Origin of the sequence: Actinomadura pelletieri DSM 43383 (assembly GCF_003634705.1) — a bacterium.
GTDB lineage: Bacteria > Actinomycetota > Actinomycetes > Streptosporangiales > Streptosporangiaceae > Spirillospora > Spirillospora pelletieri.
Map to the genome: position 1 here is coordinate 349,263 of NZ_RBWU01000004.1, position 17,693 is coordinate 366,955.

16 protein-coding genes are annotated in these 17,693 nt (G+C 72.1%); 11 read left to right on the forward strand and 5 right to left on the reverse strand.

The window, feature by feature from the left end; translation table 11 throughout:
• The first annotated feature begins 17 nt into the window (after positions 1-17).
• Together BZB76_RS19530 and BZB76_RS19535 are read left to right on the forward strand one after the other, a co-directional pair.
• A complete protein-coding gene (locus tag BZB76_RS19530) occupies positions 18-1,247 on the forward strand; it encodes a PrsW family intramembrane metalloprotease (protein ID WP_121435834.1) in 1,230 nt (409 codons plus the stop codon).
• 48 nt (positions 1,248-1,295) lie between these two features.
• Entirely contained in the window at positions 1,296-2,294 is a 999-nt protein-coding gene (locus BZB76_RS19535) for a COX15/CtaA family protein (protein WP_246007053.1), read from the forward strand.
• A 432-nt stretch (positions 2,295-2,726) separates the two neighbouring features.
• Here the strand turns inward: BZB76_RS19535 and polX are convergent, their stop codons facing one another.
• The 5 genes from polX to BZB76_RS19565 form a co-directional block, all read right to left on the reverse strand.
• Positions 2,727-4,451 (reverse strand): DNA polymerase/3'-5' exonuclease PolX, encoded by a 1,725-nt coding sequence (gene polX, locus BZB76_RS19545; protein WP_121435836.1) that lies wholly within the window; start codon positions 4,449-4,451, stop codon positions 2,727-2,729.
• 74 nt (positions 4,452-4,525) lie between these two features.
• Complete coding sequence (gene prcB / locus BZB76_RS19550; protein WP_121436217.1) at positions 4,526-5,335, reverse strand: proteasome subunit beta; 810 nt, start codon at positions 5,333-5,335, stop codon at positions 4,526-4,528.
• Positions 5,336-5,415: 80 nt separating this feature from the next.
• Entirely contained in the window at positions 5,416-6,354 is a 939-nt protein-coding gene (locus BZB76_RS19555) for an EamA family transporter (protein WP_121435837.1), read from the reverse strand.
• 15 nt (positions 6,355-6,369) lie between these two features.
• On the reverse strand, positions 6,370-7,086 hold the full coding sequence (locus tag BZB76_RS19560) for an ABC transporter permease (protein ID WP_121436218.1): 717 nt from the start codon (positions 7,084-7,086) through the stop codon (positions 6,370-6,372).
• A gap of 62 nt (positions 7,087-7,148) precedes the next feature.
• Complete coding sequence (locus BZB76_RS19565) at positions 7,149-8,087, reverse strand: ABC transporter ATP-binding protein (protein ID WP_121435838.1); 939 nt, start codon at positions 8,085-8,087, stop codon at positions 7,149-7,151.
• 144 nt (positions 8,088-8,231) lie between these two features.
• Between BZB76_RS19565 and BZB76_RS19570 the strand changes: the two genes are divergently transcribed.
• The 9 genes from BZB76_RS19570 to BZB76_RS19610 all read left to right on the forward strand — a co-directional run bounded on the left by BZB76_RS19570 (position 8,232) and on the right by BZB76_RS19610 (position 17,680).
• Positions 8,232-9,491 (forward strand): arginine deiminase, encoded by a 1,260-nt coding sequence (locus tag BZB76_RS19570; protein WP_246007055.1) that lies wholly within the window; start codon positions 8,232-8,234, stop codon positions 9,489-9,491.
• Between the two features lie 54 nt (positions 9,492-9,545).
• Positions 9,546-10,562: an ornithine carbamoyltransferase gene (argF, locus tag BZB76_RS19575; protein ID WP_121435839.1), complete on the forward strand. Its 1,017-nt coding sequence runs from the start codon at positions 9,546-9,548 to the stop codon at positions 10,560-10,562.
• 48 nt (positions 10,563-10,610) lie between these two features.
• Positions 10,611-11,546, forward strand: coding sequence for a carbamate kinase (arcC, locus tag BZB76_RS19580; RefSeq protein WP_121435840.1), 936 nt, complete (start codon positions 10,611-10,613; stop codon positions 11,544-11,546).
• Complete coding sequence (locus BZB76_RS19585; protein ID WP_211343080.1) at positions 11,543-13,003, forward strand: amino acid permease; 1,461 nt, start codon at positions 11,543-11,545, stop codon at positions 13,001-13,003. Before arcC ends, BZB76_RS19585 begins: the two co-directional genes overlap by 4 nt.
• Positions 13,000-13,956 carry a universal stress protein gene (locus BZB76_RS19590; protein WP_121435841.1) on the forward strand — a complete coding sequence of 319 codons (957 nt, stop codon included), beginning with the start codon at positions 13,000-13,002 and terminating at the stop codon, positions 13,954-13,956. Before BZB76_RS19585 ends, BZB76_RS19590 begins: the two co-directional genes overlap by 4 nt.
• A gap of 76 nt (positions 13,957-14,032) precedes the next feature.
• A complete protein-coding gene (locus tag BZB76_RS19595) occupies positions 14,033-14,821 on the forward strand; it encodes a helix-turn-helix transcriptional regulator (RefSeq protein ID WP_420534797.1) in 789 nt (262 codons plus the stop codon).
• A complete protein-coding gene (gene sufB, locus BZB76_RS19600; protein ID WP_117400707.1) occupies positions 14,818-16,230 on the forward strand; it encodes a Fe-S cluster assembly protein SufB in 1,413 nt (470 codons plus the stop codon). The genes BZB76_RS19595 and sufB overlap by 4 nt, the downstream gene beginning before the upstream one ends.
• Positions 16,230-17,366: a Fe-S cluster assembly protein SufD gene (sufD, locus tag BZB76_RS19605; protein ID WP_121435843.1), complete on the forward strand. Its 1,137-nt coding sequence runs from the start codon at positions 16,230-16,232 to the stop codon at positions 17,364-17,366. The genes sufB and sufD overlap by 1 nt, the downstream gene beginning before the upstream one ends.
• A complete protein-coding gene (locus BZB76_RS19610; RefSeq protein ID WP_121435844.1) occupies positions 17,363-17,680 on the forward strand; it encodes a bifunctional 3-phenylpropionate/cinnamic acid dioxygenase ferredoxin subunit in 318 nt (105 codons plus the stop codon). Before sufD ends, BZB76_RS19610 begins: the two co-directional genes overlap by 4 nt.
• Positions 17,681-17,693 lie beyond the last annotated feature (13 nt).

The following is a 17,693-nucleotide window of genomic DNA, read 5'->3' on the forward strand; positions in this document are numbered from 1 at the left end:
GCCGTTACGCTCGCCTCATGGCACACGTGGACCCCAGGGCGGTGCTCGAAGGGCGGATTCCGGGCCGGCCCCCCATCGGCATGATCCTCGGGATGACCGTCTCGGGCGTGTGCGTGCTGATCGCCCTCGGCGTGACCGCGGCGTTCGGCGGGCCGGGTTTCTGGGTGGGGCTCCTGCTCGCCATCATCCCGATCCCGGTGCTGGTCGCCCTCGCGCTCACCCTCGACCGGCTGGAGCCGGAACCGCCGCGCGCCCTGGTGTTCTCCTTCATGTGGGGCGCGGGCATCGCGGTGCTCGGCGCGATCGTCCTCAACACGGCCGGGCTGCTGTACGTGACCGTGCCGGTGTTCGGGGAGGCCGAGGGCCACCTGGTCAGCGCCACGATCGGCGCGCCGCTCGTCGAGGAGACGCTGAAGGGCGCCGTCCTGTTCGGGATGCTGTGGTTTCGCCGCAACGAGATCGACGGCTTCGCCGACGGGATCATCTACGCCGCCATGGTCGGCCTCGGCTTCGCCATGCTGGAGAACGTCACCTACTACATGCGGGCCTACGACGAGGGCGGCGCGCAGCAGCTCACGGCGGTGTTCGTGCTCCGGGGGCTGATCGCGCCGCTCAGCCACCCGCTGTTCACCTCGATGACCGGGCTCGGCGTCGCCTACGCCGCCACCCACCGCCGCGGCCAGTTCGCCGCGCCGGCGGCGGGGCTGCTCGGCGCGATGATCCTGCACGGCCTGTGGAACGCCGGCGCCTCCCTCGGCCTCGGCGGCCTCGCCGTCGTGTACGTGCTGGACTTCCTCATCCTCGTCGCCCTGATCGTCGTCGTGGTCGTGGAGCGGCGCGGGACCGTCCGCCGCATCGAGGCGTACCTGCCGATGTACGCGGGGACGGGCCTGGTGACACCGCAGGACGTGCGGATGCTGCGGTCGATGCCGTCCCGGCGCATCGCCCGCCGCTGGGCCCGCACCGTCGGCGGGCGGACCGCGGCCCGCGCCATGACCGACTACCAGCTCGCCGCGACGGAGCTGGCGCTGCTGCACAAGCGCGCCGACCGGGGCGTGGCCGACCAGCACTGGTTCGTCGCCCGCCGCGACTCCCTGCTCACGCTGATGTCGCTGGCCCGGCAGGCGTTCCTGCGCGCGCCGCAGCGTCCGGGCGCGCTCGGGCCGCCGTGGGCGGGGCAGGGCCCGTCCGGGTTCCTGCGTTCCGGCGGCGGGCCCGGGGGACCGACCGGCCCGTACGGGACGTGACCGGGGGCCGGATCCGGGTCACCGGCACCCGGCCATACGATGGGGGCCGTGGCGAAGCGACCGTCCTCCAACCTTCTGAACCGGGCCTGGAACGCCGTGTGGCGTCCGACGCCCGGGTCGCTGCGGCTCCTCGCGCTCCTCGGCGTCCTCGGCAACGTGGCCATCGTCGTCAGCGGCGGCGCCGTCCGCGTCACCAAGTCCGGGCTCGGCTGCCCCGACTGGCCGCGCTGCTCCGGTGACAGCCTCGTCCCGACCCACAACCCCGAGCACCATGTGCTCAACATGTCGATCGAGTTCGGCAACCGGCTGGTCACGTTCGTGGTGCTCGGGATCGGCGTGCTGGTGTTCGTCGCGGCGCTGCGGCTGCGTCCCCGCCGCCGGTCGCTGGTGTGGTGGGCGCTGGCGCAGCCGATGAGCGTGGTGGCGCAGGCGATCATCGGCGGCATCGTCGTCCTGACGAAGCTGCACCCCGCCGCCGTGTCGCTGCACTTCCTGGTGTCGCCCGCGCTGCTGGTGTTCTGCGTGGGCCTGTGGGTCCGCGCCGGTGAGGGCGACGCCCCGCCCCGGGCGCTCGCCGGGCCGTGGACGCGCCGGCTCGCCGCCGCGCTGGTGGTGGCGTGCGCCGCCGTCCTCGTCGCGGGCACCGTCGTCACCGGCACCGGCCCGCACGCCGGGGACGCCGAGTCACGCCGCTACGGCTTCGACATCACCGACGTCGCCCGCGTCCACGGCCTGCTCGCCTGGGCCACGACCGCCCTGACGGTGCTCACCCTGATCGTCCTGTACCGGACGAGCGCCCCGGCCGCCGCGCGCCGCCGCGGCGGCGAACTGGCCGCCATCATCGTCGCGCAGGGCGCCGTCGGATACGTGCAGTACTTCCTGGGCGTGCCGGAGGGTCTGGTGCTGCTCCACATGTTCGGCGCGGTGCTGATGTGGATCGCGGCGTTCCGGCTCGTCTTCGCGCTCCGCGACCGGGGTCCCGTCCCGGCCGTCGCGCCGGCCCCCGCGCCCGCGGCCCCGGTGGCCGGGTCGCCCCAGCCCGCCTGACCCGCTTGGCCCGCTTGGCCCGCTTGGCCCGCTTGGCCCGCTTGGCCCGCTTGGCCCGTTGGCCCGCTTGGCCCGTTGGCCCGCTTGGCCCGTTGGCCCGCCTGACCCGCTTGGCCCGTTGGCCCGCCTGACCCGCTTGGCCCGTTGGCCCCTTGGCCCCCTGCCCGCCTGACCCGCTTGGCCCCTTGGCCCGCCTGCCCCGATGCCCCGCCTGGCCCGCTGGCCCGCTGGCCCGCTGGCCCGCTTGCCCGCTTGGCCCGCTTGGCCCGCCTGACCCGATGACCCGCCTGACCCGATGACCCGCCTGACCCGATGACCCGCCTGACCCGATGACCCGCCTGACCCGTTGGCCCGCCTGACCCGTTGGCCCGCCTGGCCCGTTGGCCCGCCTGGCCCGCCCGGCCCGTTGAATCGGCTGACCCGTCTGGCCTGTCAGCTCGTCTGGCCTCGCAGGAACGCGCGGAGGCGGTCCAGCGGCCAGGTGTTGATGACGTCGTCGGGGGTCAGCCAGCCGCGCTGGGCGGTGCCGACGCCGTAGCGGATGTTGCGGTGGTGGCCGAGCGAGTGCGCGTCGGTGTCGACGGAGAACCGCACACCGAGGTGCTTGGCGCGGCGGACCAGGTCGGCGGGCAGGTCGAGCCGGTCGGGAAACGAGTCGATCTCCATGGCGGTGGCGGTGCGGGCGGCGGCGCGGAACACCTCGTCCCAGTCGGCGTCGACCGGCGGGCGGCGGCCGATGCTGCGCGCCGTCGGGTGCCCGATGACATGGACGTGCGGGTTCTCGCAGGCGCGGACGAGCCGGCGGGTCATGGCGTCCCGGTCCTGGGTGAAGTGGGAGTGGACGGACGCCACGCACACGTCGAAGCCGGACAGGAAGTCGGCGTCCCAGTCGACACCGCCGTCGGGGTCGATGTTGAGTTCGGTGCCGTGCAGGAGCGTCAGGTCGCGGTACTTCTTCTGCAGCTCGGCGATCTGGTCGCGCTGGGCGAGCATCTTCTCGTCCGTCATCCGCTGCATGACGAGGTTCGGCGCGTGGTCGGTGATCGCGTAGTACTCCAGGCCGCGGGCGTGCGCGGCGGCGACCATGTCCTCCAGGGACGCGACCCCGTCGGTGAGGTCGGTATGGCTGTGCAGGTCGCCGCGCAGGTCCTCGACGGTGACGAGGCGGGGCAGCGTGCCGGCGAGGGCCGCCTCGATCTCGCCGGTGTCCTCGCGGAGGGTCGGGTGGATCCACGGCAGGCCGAGCCGCTCGTAGACCTCCTCCTCGGTGGCGGACACGATCAGCTCGTTCGACCCGGCGTCGAACAGGCCGTACTCGGACAGCTTCAGGCCCGCCTTCACGGCGATCTCGCGGGTGCGGATGTTGTGCGCCTGCGACCCGGTGAAGTACTGGAGCGCGGCGCCCCACGACTCGGGCGGGACGACCCGCAGGTCGACCTGGAGCCCCTTGGCGGTGCGGATCGAGGTCTTCTTGTCGCCGCTCGCGACGACCTCCGCGACGAACGGCAGCGCCGTGAACGCCTCCATGATCGGGTGCGGGTCGCGGGAGGCCGCCAGGACGTCCACGTCGCCGATGGTCTCGCGCATGCGGCGCAGGGAACCGGCGTGGGCGCAGCGCTCCACCTGCGGCAGGTCGGACAGGGCGGCGACGACCTCGTCGGCGACGCTCGCGGCGGCGTCGACGAGGACGCGCTCACCGGAGCTGCGCATCAGCTCGATGCCGCGCAGGATGTTCTCCTCGGTCCGGGCGCCGAACCCCTTGAGGCCTTGCAGGCGCCCTTCCTTGATGGCGGTGGCCAGCTCGTCCACCGAGGAGACGCCGAGCTCCTCGTAGACGGCGAGGGCCTTCTTCGGGCCGAGGGTGGGGATGGCGGTCAGCGCCCGCACCCCGGCGGGGATCTGGGTGCGCAGCTCCTCGACCTGCCGGATCGTGCCGGTGGTGGTGTAGTCGAGGACCTTCTTCGCGATCGCCTCGCCCACGGTGGGGATCGCGCGCAGTCCGGCGAGGTCGAGGCCGGAGATGTCGTCCGGATACCCGGCGATCGCCCGTGCCGCCTTCTCGTAGGCCCTGATCTTGAAGGCGTCGCCGCCGGTGATGGACAGCAGGTCGGCCAGTTCCTGGATGAGGGCCGCAGCCTCGTCGTTCGCCCGTGCCATGCCTTCGAGTCTAGGAGCCGGGTGTGACGTTCCCGGGGGCCGGACGCGGGGCCGGACGCGGGGGAGGAGCGACGTCAGCGCAGCGGCGCGACGGGCCCGTTCGGGTCGTCCATCCGGGCCCGCATGACCTCGTCGGTGATCGCGGACACCTGCTCCTCCGGCAGACGCCGGTAGCCGTCCTCGGTGACGGTCGCGATCGTCGGGTAGATGCGCCGCGCCGGGTCGGGGCCTCCGGTGGCGGCGTCGTCGTCGGCCGCGTCGTACAGGGCCTGGACGCAGACCGTCGCCGCGTCCTCCACCGACAGGTCGGGCCGGTACAGCTTCTTCAGCGAGCCTCGCGCGTACGGGGAGCCGGAGCCGTCGGCGTGGAAGTCGCGGGCCTCCTGCGGGGCGCCGGTGATGTCGTAGGTGTAGATCCGTCCCTCGCCGGAGTCGGGGTCGTAGCCGCCGAACAGCGGCACCACCGCGAGGCCCTGCAACGCCTGCGCCAGGTTGGCCTGGATCACGGCGCCGAGGCGCCGGGCCTTGCCCGGCAGCGACAGCGGGACGGTCTCCATCTTCTCGTAGTGCTCCAGCTCCACCTGGAACAGCCGCACCATCTCCAGCGCGAGACCGACCGTCCCCGCGAACGCGACGGCGGAGTACTCGTCCGCGCGCTGCACCTTGTCCAGTTCCCGGTAGGCGATGCGGTTGCCCTGGGTGGCGCGCCGGTCGCCGGCCATCATCAGCCCGCCGGGGAACGTCAGCGCGAGGATGGTGGTGCCGTGCGGCAGTTCCGGCGCGTCTCCCTCCGGGAACCGGTTGACGGGCAGCAGGTCGGGAGAGTGGACGCGCAGGAGGTCGACGAACGACGCCGACCCCGCCTCGAAGAACTCGGGCGGCATCCCCTGGTCCTCGCTCCGGCCCACCACGGCGGCTCCTCTCCCGCTGGACGTTCCCTTTGGTCCCGATCCTTCCACACCGCTCACGCCTCGGGCGCCTCCGGCGGATCTTGCTGGCTCCGCGCGGCGCCCGCGCAGGCGACGATGACGCAGCAGATCGCGATCCACTGCCGTCCACTGAGGATCTCCCCGAGCAGCGCGGCGCCGACGAGCGCGGCCACGGCCGGTTCCAGGCTCATCAGGATCCCGAAGACACGGGCGGGCATCCGCCGCAGCGCCTCCAGTTCCAGCGAGTAGGGGATCACCGACGACAGCAGCCCGACCCCGAGCCCGATCAGCAGCAGCCACGGGTCGACGAGGGCGGTTCCGGCGGACGCGACCCCGAGCGGCAGCACCGCGATCGACCCGACGACGCTGGCGAGGGCCAGCCCGGTGGTGCCGGAGAACCGCCGCCCGGTCGCGGCGGTGAGCAGGATGTAGGCGGCCCAGCACGCCCCGGCGAGCAGCGCGAACGCGATCCCGACCGGGTCGAGGTCGGTGGTGCCGCCCCGGGCGAGCAGGATGACGCCGCCCCCGGCGAGGACGACCCAGAGCGCGTCCCGGGCGCGGCGGGACGCGACGATCGACACCGTCAACGGGCCGAGGAACTCGATCGTGACCGCCACGCCCAGCGGGATCCGCGCGAACGACTGGTAGATCGAGAAGTTCATGAGCGCCAGCGCCAACCCGAAGCCGGCGGCGATGGCGAGGTTGGCGCGCGAATGGTCGCGCAGCACGGTCCGCAGCGCCTTGCGGGCCAGGAAGCCCAGCACGATCGCCGAGGTCAGCAGCCGGATCGTGACGACGCCGCTCGGCGGCAGCCGGTCGAACAGGTGCTTGGCCATGCCCGCCCCGACCTGCACGGAGATGATGCCGAGCAGGATCAGCGCGGGCGGCGGCACCGAGCCGAGCGAGAGCGCCCGGAGGCGACCGGCCGCCCGCGACGCGCCCTCGAAGGACCCGGGCGCCTCAGCGAGCGCCATGTATCACCTCCGACGTCACTCCCACCTGAAGAACCTCCCGGCCAGGACGAGACCCACCGCGGCCCATGCCGCGAGGACGACGAGGGGTTTGCCGGGCAGGGCCGCGCCGTCTTGGAGGACGTCCCGCAGCCCCTCGGCCAGCGCCGAGATCGGCAGCAGCTCCAGGGCGCCGCGGACCCCGTCCGGGAACTCGTCCAGCGGGAACACGACGCCGCCGACGGCCAGCAGCACGACGTAGACGAGGTTGGCGGCGGCGAGGGTGGCCTCCGCGCGCAGCGTCCCGGCCATGAGGAGCCCGAACCCGCTGAACGCCGCCGTGCCGAGCAGCAGCAGGGCGAGCACCGAGCCGGGATCGCCGTCCGGGCGCCAGCCGAGCGCCAGCGCCACCGCGCAGATCACCGCGGCCTGCACCGCCTCGACGGCGACGACGCTGAGGGTCTTGGCGGCGATCAGGCCGCCGCGCGGCAGCGGTGTGGCGCCGAGCCGCTTCAGGACGCCGTAGCGCCGTTCGAACCCCGTTCCGATGGCCTGCCCGGTGAACGCCGTGGACATCACCGCGAGCGCGAGGACGCCGGGCGCGAGGAAGTCGACACGGCGGCCGGGACCGAGGTCGAGCAGGGACGTGGCGCTGAACAGGACGAGCAGCACCACCGGAATGATCAACGTCAGGAGCAGCTGCTCGCCGTTGCGCAGCACGGCGCGGACCTCGTAGCCCGTCTGCGACAGGATCATCCGCGGCAGTGGCACGGCGCCCGGCGCGGGCGACAGGTCCAGCCGGGTGGACGGCGGCGCGGTCACGAGCGGAGCTCCCGTCCGGTCAGTTCGAGGAAGACGTCCTCCAGCGTGCGGCGTTCGATCCGCAGGTCCTCGGTGAGGACGCCGTGCGAGGCGCACCAGGCGGTGACGGTGGCGAGCAGCTCCGGACGCACGTCCGCCTCGATGAGGTAGTGCCCGGCGGGCGACTCCTTGGCGGCGCTCCCGGCGGGCAGCGCCGCCAGCAGCTCCTCCAGGCCGAGGCCGGGACGGGCGCGGAAGCGCAGCTGCCGCTCGGCGCCGGTCAGCTCCTCGGGCGCGCCCTCGGCGACCAGCGCGCCCCGGTCGATGATCGCGACATGGTCGGACAGGCGCTCGGCCTCCTCCATGTTGTGGGTGGTGAGCACGACCGAGACCCCGGCTGCGCGCAGTTCCTCGATCAGCTCCCAGGTGGCGTGCCTGGCCTGCGGGTCGAGGCCGGTGGTGGGCTCGTCGAGGAAGACCAGTTCCGGCCGTCCGACCACGGCGACGGCCAGCGACAGCCGCTGTTGCTGCCCGCCCGACATGCGGCGGAACGGGGTGCGGGCATGCTCGGCGAGGCCGAGCCGTTCCAGCAGGGCGGACGGGTCGAGCGGCGTCGTGTGGAAGGACGCCACGAGCCGCAGGAACTCGCCGGCGCGGGCCGTGCCGGGCACGCCCCCGGACTGCGGCATCACCCCGACCCTGGGCTTCAGCTCCCGCGCGTCGGCGACGGGGTCGAGACCGAGGACGCGGACCGTTCCGGAGTCGGCCCGCCGGAACCCCTCGCAGATCTCGATCGTGGTGGTCTTGCCCGCGCCGTTCGGCCCGAGCAGCGCCGTGACCGCGCCCCGGGCGGCGGTGAGCGACAGGCCGTCCACGGCCCGCCGCCCGTCGACCGCCGCGCCGTAGCGTTTGACGAGCATGTGCAGCTCGACGGCGCCGTCTCCGGGGGGTGTCATGGCCCCGAGTCTAGGTCGGCGGGCCGACGGTTCGGCGCCCGGTCCCGCGCGACCCGCCGGGAGAGAAGTGGATCTAGTTTCGCCGCGCCCGGCCGGGGAATTGACGGCCTGTCACCGGGCGGCCCCGGTGAGCGGGGCGAAGAGGTGGGTGAGCAGGTGGGAACGGCGTTCCATGTCGACTCGGAGGTCGGACGGCTCCGTGGGGTGCTGCTGCACCGGCCGGAGCTGTCGCTGAAGCGGCTCACCCCGTCCAACGCCGCGGGCCTGCTGTTCGACGACGTGCTGTGGGTCAAACGGGCCATGGAGGAGCACGAGGAGTTCGAGGACGTGCTGCGCGCGCAGGGCGTCCGGACGCACCTGCTGCTCGACCTGCTGCGCGAGACCGTCGACAACCCCGAGGCGCGGATGCACATCCTCGACTCCGTCGTCGATCCGCACTGGTTCGGTCCGCTGGCGGTGGACGCGATCCGCAACTGCTTCGACGCCATGGACGCGACGGAACTGAGCTCCTTCCTCGTCGGCGGCATCACCCGGCGGGAGATGCTGGAACGGATGCCGGAACCCGCCTCGATCGCCTTCCACTCCATCCCGCTCGACGGGTTCGTCCTGCCGCCGCTGCCCAACCACCTGTTCACCCGCGACACGTCCTGCTGGATCTACGACGGCGTGTCGATCAACACGATGCGGATGAAGGCCCGGCGGCGCGAGACGGTGAACATGGAGGCGATCTACCGGTGGCATCCGCTGTTCGCCGACGGCTACGACCGGCCCGAGACGGGCGGGTTCCACGTCTGGAACCGGGGCATGGAGATGGCCCCGGCGACGCTGGAGGGCGGTGACGTCCTGGTCCTCGGGAACCGCGCCGTCCTGGTCGGGATGAGCGAGCGGACGCAGCCGCAGGCCGTCGAGATGCTCGCCCAGTCGCTGTTCGCCACCGGGTCCTGCGACCGGATCGTCGCGCTGCGGATGCCGAGCAAACGGGCCTTCATGCACCTGGACACGGTCATGACGATGGTGGACCACGACGTGTTCACCAAGTACGCGGGGATGGGGATGCTGCCGTCCCACACCGTCGAGCCGGGCGACACCGAGAAGGAACTGAAGATCACCGACCATCCTCCGGAGGACATGCACCGGGTGATCGCGGCGGCGCTCGGCATGGACGACGTCAAGGTCCTCACCCCGACGCAGGACGTCTTCGCCGACGAGCGCGAGCAGTGGGACGACGGCTCCAACGTCCTGGCGGTCGCGCCCGGCGTGGTCATCGCCTACGAACGCAACGCCACGAGCAACAACCATCTGAGCCGCAACGGGATCGAGGTCATCACGATCCGGGGCAGCGAACTCGGCCGGGGACGCGGCGGCCCGCGCTGCATGACCTGCCCGATCGAGCGGGACGCCTGACCCCGCGCCATGGGAGAAGGGAACGGGGGAGAAGCGAACGGGGGAGACGGGTACATGGCGTTCGTCGACACGGCGCCCGCCCTCCGCGGCCGTAGCTTCCTCAAGGAACTGGACTTCACCCCCGACGAGTTCGGGTTCCTGATCGATCTGGCGGCGGAGTTGAAGGCCGCCAAGCGCGACCGGACGGAGCGCCCCGCGCTGACGGGCCGGAACATCGCGCTGATCTTCGAGAAGACCTCGACCAGGACCCGCTGCGCGTTCGAGGTCGCCGCGCACGACCAGGGCGCGCACGTGACGTACCTGGACCCGAGCGGCACCCAGATCGGCCACAAGGAGTCGATGAAGGACACCGCGCGTGTCCTCGGACGCATGTACGACGGCATCGAGTACCGGGGGTCCAGCCAGCGGCTCGTCGAGGAGTTGGCCGAGTACGCGGGCGTCCCGGTGTGGAACGGCCTCACCGACGAGTGGCATCCGACGCAGATGCTCGCCGACATGCTCACCATGCGCGAGCACGGCGACAAGCCCCTGCGGGACGTCACGTACGCGTACCTGGGCGACGCCCGCAACAACATGGGTCATTCCTATGTGGCGGCCGGCGCGCTGCTCGGCATGGACGTCCGTATCGTCGCCCCGCGCGCCCTGTGGCCGGACGAGGAGACGGTCCTCGCGCCGTCGCACACGGTCGCCGCCACGACCGGCGCGACCCTCACCGTCACCGAGGACGTGGAGACGGGCGTGGCGGGCGCCGACTTCGTCGTCACCGATGTGTGGGTGTCGATGGGGGAGCCCGCCGACGTGTGGGACGAGAGGATCGCGCTGCTCACGCCGTACCAGGTCAACGCGGACGTCCTGCGGGCGACCGGAAACCCGCACGTGCGGTTCATGCACTGCCTCCCGGCGTTCCACAACCGGGAGACCACCGTGGGGGAGGAGATCTACCGCAGGACCGGTCTGGAGGGCCTGGAGGTCACCGAGGACGTGTTCGAGTCCGCCGCGTCGATCGTGTTCGACGAGGCGGAGAACAGGATGCACACGATCAAGGCGGTCATGGTCGCGACGCTCGGCTGAAACGGCCGGTCGGGCGGGCGGACCAGCCGGCCACAGGGGGAGGGATCCATGCGCGTGGTCGTCGCGCTCGGTGGGAACGCGCTGGTGAAACGGGGCCAGACCCCGGACGCCCGGTTGCAGCGCGACAACGTCGACCGGGCCGTACGGGCGCTGGCGCCGCTCGCCGAACGGCACGAGCTGATCATCACGCACGGGAACGGTCCGCAGATCGGCGTGCTGGCGCTGGAGAGCGTCAACGACCCGAATCTCACCCGCCCGTACCCGCTCGACACCATCGGCGCCGAGACCCAGGGCATGATCGGCTACTGGATGCTGCAGGCGTTGCAGAACGCGCTGCCCGGCCGCCAGGTCATGGCGATGATCAACCAGACGCTGGTGTCGGCGGTGGACCCGGCGTTCGAGGACCCGACCAAGTTCGTCGGGCAGGTCTACGACCGGGAGGAGGCCGAGAAGCTCGCCGCCGAGTACGGCTGGACCGTCCGGCAGGACGGGGACGGCTGGCGCCGCGTCGTGCCGTCCCCGCGTCCCCAGCGGGTGATCGAGACCCGGCTGATCCGGGAACTGGTCCGGCTCGGGACGGTCGTGGTCTGCGCGGGCGGCGGCGGTGTTCCGGTGTTCCGCAACGACGTCGGACGGCTGGAGGGCGTCGAGGCGGTGGTCGACAAGGACCTCACCGCGTCCGTGCTGGCCGAGAGCATGGACGCGGACGCGCTGCTGATCCTCACCGACGTGCCGCGCGTCCTGCGCGACTTCGGCGGCCCGAACGAGGAGGAGATCACCCACACCACGCCGCACGAGCTGCGCGCCGAGGACTTCCCCGCCGGGTCGATGGGCCCCAAGGTCGAGGCGGTGGCGAGCTTCGTCGAACGGACCGGCGACATGGCCGCGATCGGGCGGCTCGACCAGTGCGTGGAGATCCTCGAAGGCACCGCAGGAACGATCGTGACCCCCAACGCGACCTGGCCGCTCGCGAGCACGCTGTGACGCCCGGGACGGGAGCCGGCCCGACCTCGTTCGCGCGGAGCCTGCTGCGGACCAAGCCCGTCGACCGGATCGTCGCCGAGGGCGGGCAGGGCGAGGGCGGCGAGCTGAAGCGGACGATGAGCCTGCTGCAGCTCACCCTGTTCAGCGTCGGCGCGACCCTCGGCACCGGCATCTTCGTCGTCCTCGGCGAGGCGGTGCCGTTGGCCGGGCCCGCGGTCGTGCTGGCGTTCGTCCTCGCCGCCGTCACCGCGCTGTTCTCCGCCCTGTCGTACGCGGAGCTGGCCGGGACGATCCCCGTCTCGGGCTCGTCCTACTCCTACTCCTACGCCACGCTCGGGGAACTGGTCGCGTGGGTGTGCGGGTGGTGCCTGCTGCTGGAGTACGCGGTGTCGGTGTCGGCCGTGGCGGTCGGCTGGGGCTCCTACCTCAGCGCGTTCTTCGACGACGCGGCCGGGTTCACGATCCCGGCGGAGCTGAGCGGCCCGCCGGGCGAGGGCGGCGTCGTCAACGTCCCCGCCGTGGTCGTCGTGGTGTTCGCCACGTTGCTGCTGCTGCGCGGCACGTCCGAGAGCGCCACCGCGAACACGATCATGGTGTTCCTGAAGGTCGGCGTGCTGCTGTTCTTCTGCGCCGTGGCGTTCACCGCGTTCGACTCCGGGAACCTGAGCTCGTTCGCGCCGATGGGCTGGGCGGGCATCAGCGCGGCGGGTTCGAAGGTCTTCTTCTCCTACATCGGCTTCGACGCCGCGTCCACCGCCGGTGAGGAGGCCAGGAACCCGCGGCGCGACCTGCCGCTGGCGATCGTCCTGTCCCTGGCGATCGTGACCGCCGTGTACGTGCTGGTCGGGCTGGCGGCGGTCGGCGCCATGCACTGGGAGCGGTTCGAGCTGAGCGGCACCGAGGCGTCGCTGGCGCAGGTGCTGGACGAGGCCACCGGGCGGACCTGGCCGTCGATGATCCTCTCGCTCGGCGCGGTGATCGCCATCGCCAGCGTCGTCCTCACCGTCATGTACGGGCAGACCCGCATCCTGTTCGCGATGTCGCGGGACGGGCTCGTCCCGCCCGTGTTCCAGCGGGTGAGCCCCCGGCGCCGGGTGCCCGTCGCCAACACGCTCATCGTGGCGGTGTTCATCGCCACGCTCGCCGCCGTGATCCCGCTCGGACGGCTGGTGGACGCCACCAGCATCGGCACGCTGTTCGCGTTCGCGCTGGTCAACGTCGGCGTCATCGTCCTGCGGCGGACCAGACCCGACCTGCCGCGCAGCTTCCGAGCCCCGCTCTACCCGGTGACGCCGCTGGCCGGCGTCGGGTTCTGCCTGTACCTCATGGTCGGCCTCGGCGGCGTGACCTGGACGGTGTTCGCGCTGTGGTGCCTGGTCGGACTGGCCGCCTACTTCCTGTACGGCCGCCGCCATTCGCGTCTGGCGACCGCGCCTTCGGGAAAGGGGGCCTCATGACCGAGATGACGGTGCTCGTCGGCTACTCGCCCGACGACCGCGGCGTCGACGCGCTCGCGCTGGCGGCCCTGGTCGTCCGGACACTGGTCGTCCGGACGCTGGACGCGCGGCTCGTGGTCGCGAACGTCCATCCGCCGCCGTGGCCCGCGCGCGGCCCCGGCTCGGTCGACGCCGAATGGGTCGGCTACCTCAGGTCGGAGTCGCGGGCGGCCCTCGACGAGGCCGTCGACCGGCTCGCCGAGGTGGGCGTCCCGGAGTCCGCCGTGACCACCCGCGTGCACGCCAACCGGGGCAGCGGGCGGGGCCTCATCGAGGTCGCCGGAGAGGTCGGCGCCGACCTCGTCGTCGTCGGGTCGGCGCCGCGCGGCCACCGTGGCCGCATCGCCATCGGCAGCACCGCCGACCAGCTCCTGCACGGCTCGCCCGTTCCGGTGCTGCTCGCGCCGCGCGGGTACGCCGACGCCGCGCCGGACCGGTTCGAGCGGATGACCATCGCGTACTGGCGCCGCCCCGACGTGGACGGGCCGCTGTCCGCGGCGGCCGAGTTCGCCGGGGCCCTGGGGGTGCCGCTGAGGCTGCTCACGCTGGTGACCCGCCCGCCCGGACTCGCGGCGAGGTTCGCCGAAGCGGGCGGCGCGCTGGACCGCCAGGTGGCGCAGGCGGACGAGGATCTCCGCGACGCCGCCGGACGGTTCGGCGGCGGTCCGCCGGTGGAGCGGCTGACGGCCGTGGGGACCGGCCTCACCACGACGCTCGGCACGGTCGATATGCTTCCGGGCGAGATCCTGGCCTGCCTGTCCGGTCATGACGGGCCGTTGCGCAAGGTCTTCCTCGGGGAGGGCTCCGGCAAGATCGTCCGCGCGGCGCCGTGCCCGGTGCTGCTCCTTCCGCGCGGGGCCGTTCCCCGGGCCGCGCGGGGCCCGCGGGACTCCAGGGACGCGAGCGCGACTTAGGTAAGGCTTACCTGCGTGAGGCATGACATCGCCGATTCCGCTGTTTGAGGGGAAGGAATTACGGCACACTGATGTTGTGAAAAACGTGGACCAGGATCGGACGAGCGCGAAGGCCGCCGCGGCGCGGCCGTTCGGCCTGCCGTCCGTGCCCGGGCACACCGAGCGCGACACCCGCGCGAGGGTGGCCCGGCTGATCCTCGAACACGGGCCCGTCACGGCGTCCACGCTGGGGGAGCGCGTCGGTCTCACACCGGCCGCGGTCCGCCGGCACCTGGACGCGCTGCTGGCCGACGGCATGATCGAGGTGCGCAAGGCGCGGACGCCGCAGACCCGGCGCGGCCGGGGACGTCCCGCCAAGTGGTTCGCGATCACCGACGCCGGTCGCAGCGCGTTCGTGCACGCCTACGACGACCTGGCGACCAGCGCGCTGCGGTTCCTCGCCGAGACGGTGGGGGAGCACGCGGTCGCCGAGTTCGCCCGGCGGCAGATCGCCGATCTGGAGCGCCGCTACCGGCCCGTCGTCCAGGCCGCCCCGCCCCACCAGCGGGTCCGCACGCTCGCCGAGGCGCTGTCGAGCGACGGCTACGCGGCCGCCGCGGGGCAGGGTCCACGCCCGGGCGGCGGCGAACAACTGTGCCAGCACCACTGCCCGGTCGCGCACGTCGCCGCGGAGTTCCCGCAGCTGTGCGAGGCCGAGACCGAGGCGTTCAGCCGTCTGCTGGGCACGCCCGTCCAGCGACTGGCGACCATCGCCCACGGCGACGGCATCTGCACCACCCACGTCAGCCCCCGCTCCCTGTGCGGGACGGACGACGAGGAACGACCACTGAACGGTGACGAGGAGTCCGGAGGCACCTCCCTATGACTACGGCTGCCCACCCCGAGCTGGAAGGGCTCGACAGGTACAAGTTCGGCTGGGCCGACTCGGACGAGGCGGGCGCGTCGGCTCGGCGCGGCCTGAACGAGGACGTCGTCCGCGACATCTCGGCCAAGAAGGGCGAGCCGGACTGGATGCTCGCCCTGCGTCTCAAGGGGCTGCGGCTTTTCGACAAGAAGCCGATGCCCACCTGGGGCTCCGACCTGTCGGACATCGATTTCGACAACATCAAGTACTTCGTGCGCTCCACCGAGCAGCAGGCGACGTCCTGGGAGGAGCTTCCCGAGGACATCAAGAACACCTACGACAAGCTCGGCATCCCCGAGGCGGAGAAGCAGCGCCTCATCGCGGGCGTCGCCGCCCAGTACGAGTCGGAGGTCGTCTACCACAAGATCCGCGAGGACCTTGAGGAGAAGGGCGTCATCTTCCTCGACACCGACACCGGCCTGCGCGAGCACCCGGAGATCTTCCAGGAGTACTTCGGCTCGGTCATCCCCGTCGGCGACAACAAGTTCGCCGCGCTGAACACGGCCGTGTGGTCGGGTGGCTCGTTCATCTACGTCCCGCCGGGCGTGCACGTGGAGATCCCGCTCCAGGCCTATTTCCGGATCAACACCGAGAACATGGGGCAGTTCGAGCGGACGCTGATCATCGCCGACGAGGGCTCCTATGTCCACTATGTCGAGGGTTGTACCGCTCCGATCTACAAGTCGGACTCGCTGCACTCCGCCGTCGTCGAGATCGTCGTGAAGAAGGACGCCCGCGTCCGGTACACGACCATCCAGAACTGGTCCAACAACGTCTACAACCTGGTGACCAAGCGCGCCGTCGCCTACGAGGGCGCCACCATGGAGTGGGTCGACGGCAACATCGGCTCCAAGGTCACCATGAAGTACCCGGCGGTCTACCTGCTCGGCGAGCACGCCAAGGGCGAGACCCTGTCGATCGCGTTCGCGGGTGAGGACCAGCACCAGGACGCGGGCGCCAAGATGGTGCACGCCGCGCCGAACACCTCCTCCAGCATCATCTCCAAGTCGGTGGCGCGCGGCGGGGGCCGCACGTCCTACCGGGGCCTGGTGCAGATCCAGGAGGGCGCCGAGCACAGCAAGTCGACCGTGAAGTGCGACGCGCTGCTCGTCGACCAGATCAGCCGGTCCGACACCTACCCGTACGTCGACGTCCGCGAGGACGACGTGGAGATGGGCCACGAGGCCACCGTCTCCAAGGTCTCGGAGCAGCAACTGTTCTACCTGATGAGCCGCGGCCTCACCGAGGACGAGGCGATGGCGATGATCGTGCGCGGGTTCGTCGAGCCCATCGCGCGCGAGCTGCCGATGGAGTACGCGCTTGAGCTGAACCGGCTCATCGAACTGCAGATGGAAGGAGCCGTCGGCTGATGGGGCTCGACGTCAAGCCTCTCTCGACGCTGCACGACAGGGCGTCGTTCGAGGTCGCCGACTTCGACGTGCCGACCGGCCGGGAGGAGGAGTGGCGGTTCACGCCGCTGCGCCGCCTCCGCGGCCTGCACAACGGCACGGCCGAGGACGGCGGCAAGGTCCTGGTGGAGACCGAGGCGCCGCCGGAGGTGACCGTCGAGACGGTCGGCCGCGACGACGCCCGGCTCGGCCGGGCCTACGTCCCGTCCGACCGGGTCAGCGCGCAGGCGTGGAACTCCTTCACCCAGGCCACGGTCGTGACCGTCCCGAAGGAGGCGGTCGCGTCCGCGCCGACCGTGCTGCGGGTGCGCGGCGAGGACGCCTCCGCCGCCGCCTTCGGCCACACCACCGTGATCGTGGAACCGTTCGCCGAGGCCACCGTCGTGCTGACGCACCGCGGCTCCGCCACGTACGCCGACAACGTCGAGTTCGTCGTCGGCGACGGCGCCCGCCTCTCGGTGATCAGCCTGCAGGACTGGTCGGACGACGGCGTCCACGTGTCCCACCAGCACGCCCGCCTCGGCCGCGACGCCCGGTTCGTCTCGCACAACGTGACGCTCGGCGGCGACGTCGTGCGGATCTCCCCGTCCGTCTCCTACGAGGGGCCCGGCGGCGACGCCGAACTGTACGGGGTGTACTTCGTGGACGGCGGCCAGCACCTGGAGCACCGCCTCCTCGTCGACCACGCCGTGCCGAACTGCCGCAGCCGCGTCGACTACCGCGGCGCCCTGCAGGACCAGGACGCCCATGCCGTCTGGATCGGCGACGTGATCATCCGCGCGGAGGCGGAGGGCACCGACACCTACGAGCTGAACCGCAACCTCGTGCTGACCGACGGGACGCGGGTCGACTCCGTGCCGAACCTGGAGATCCTCACCGGCGAGGTCGCCGGCGCCGGGCACGCCTCGGCGTCCGGCCGTCTCGACGACGAGCACCTGTTCTACCTCCAGGCCCGTGGGATCACCTTCGACCAGGCGCGCCGCATGATCGTCCGTGGCTTCCTCGGCCAGCTGGTCGAACGCATCGAGGTCGTCGAGGTGCGCGAGAAGGTGCGGGAGGCCATCGAGGCGGAGCTCGACCGGGGGTCGGACGCATGACGTACGTGAAGGTGTGCGCCCTCGCCGACGTCCCCGCGGACGGGGCCCTGGCCGTCGAGGTCGACGACACGCCCGTCGCGATCGCGCGCAGCGGCGACGAGCTGTACGCCGTCAACGACATCTGCTCGCACGCCGAGGTCTCGCTCTCCGAGGGCGAGGTCTACGACGGCACGATCGAGTGCTGGCTGCACGGGTCCTGCTTCGACCTGCGCACCGGCAAGCCCACCAACCCACCGGCCACGCAGCCGGTCGCCACCTACAAGGTCAAGGTCGAGGACGGCGACGTCTACGTGTCGCTCGCGGCCGACGACTGATCGAGTAAGGACT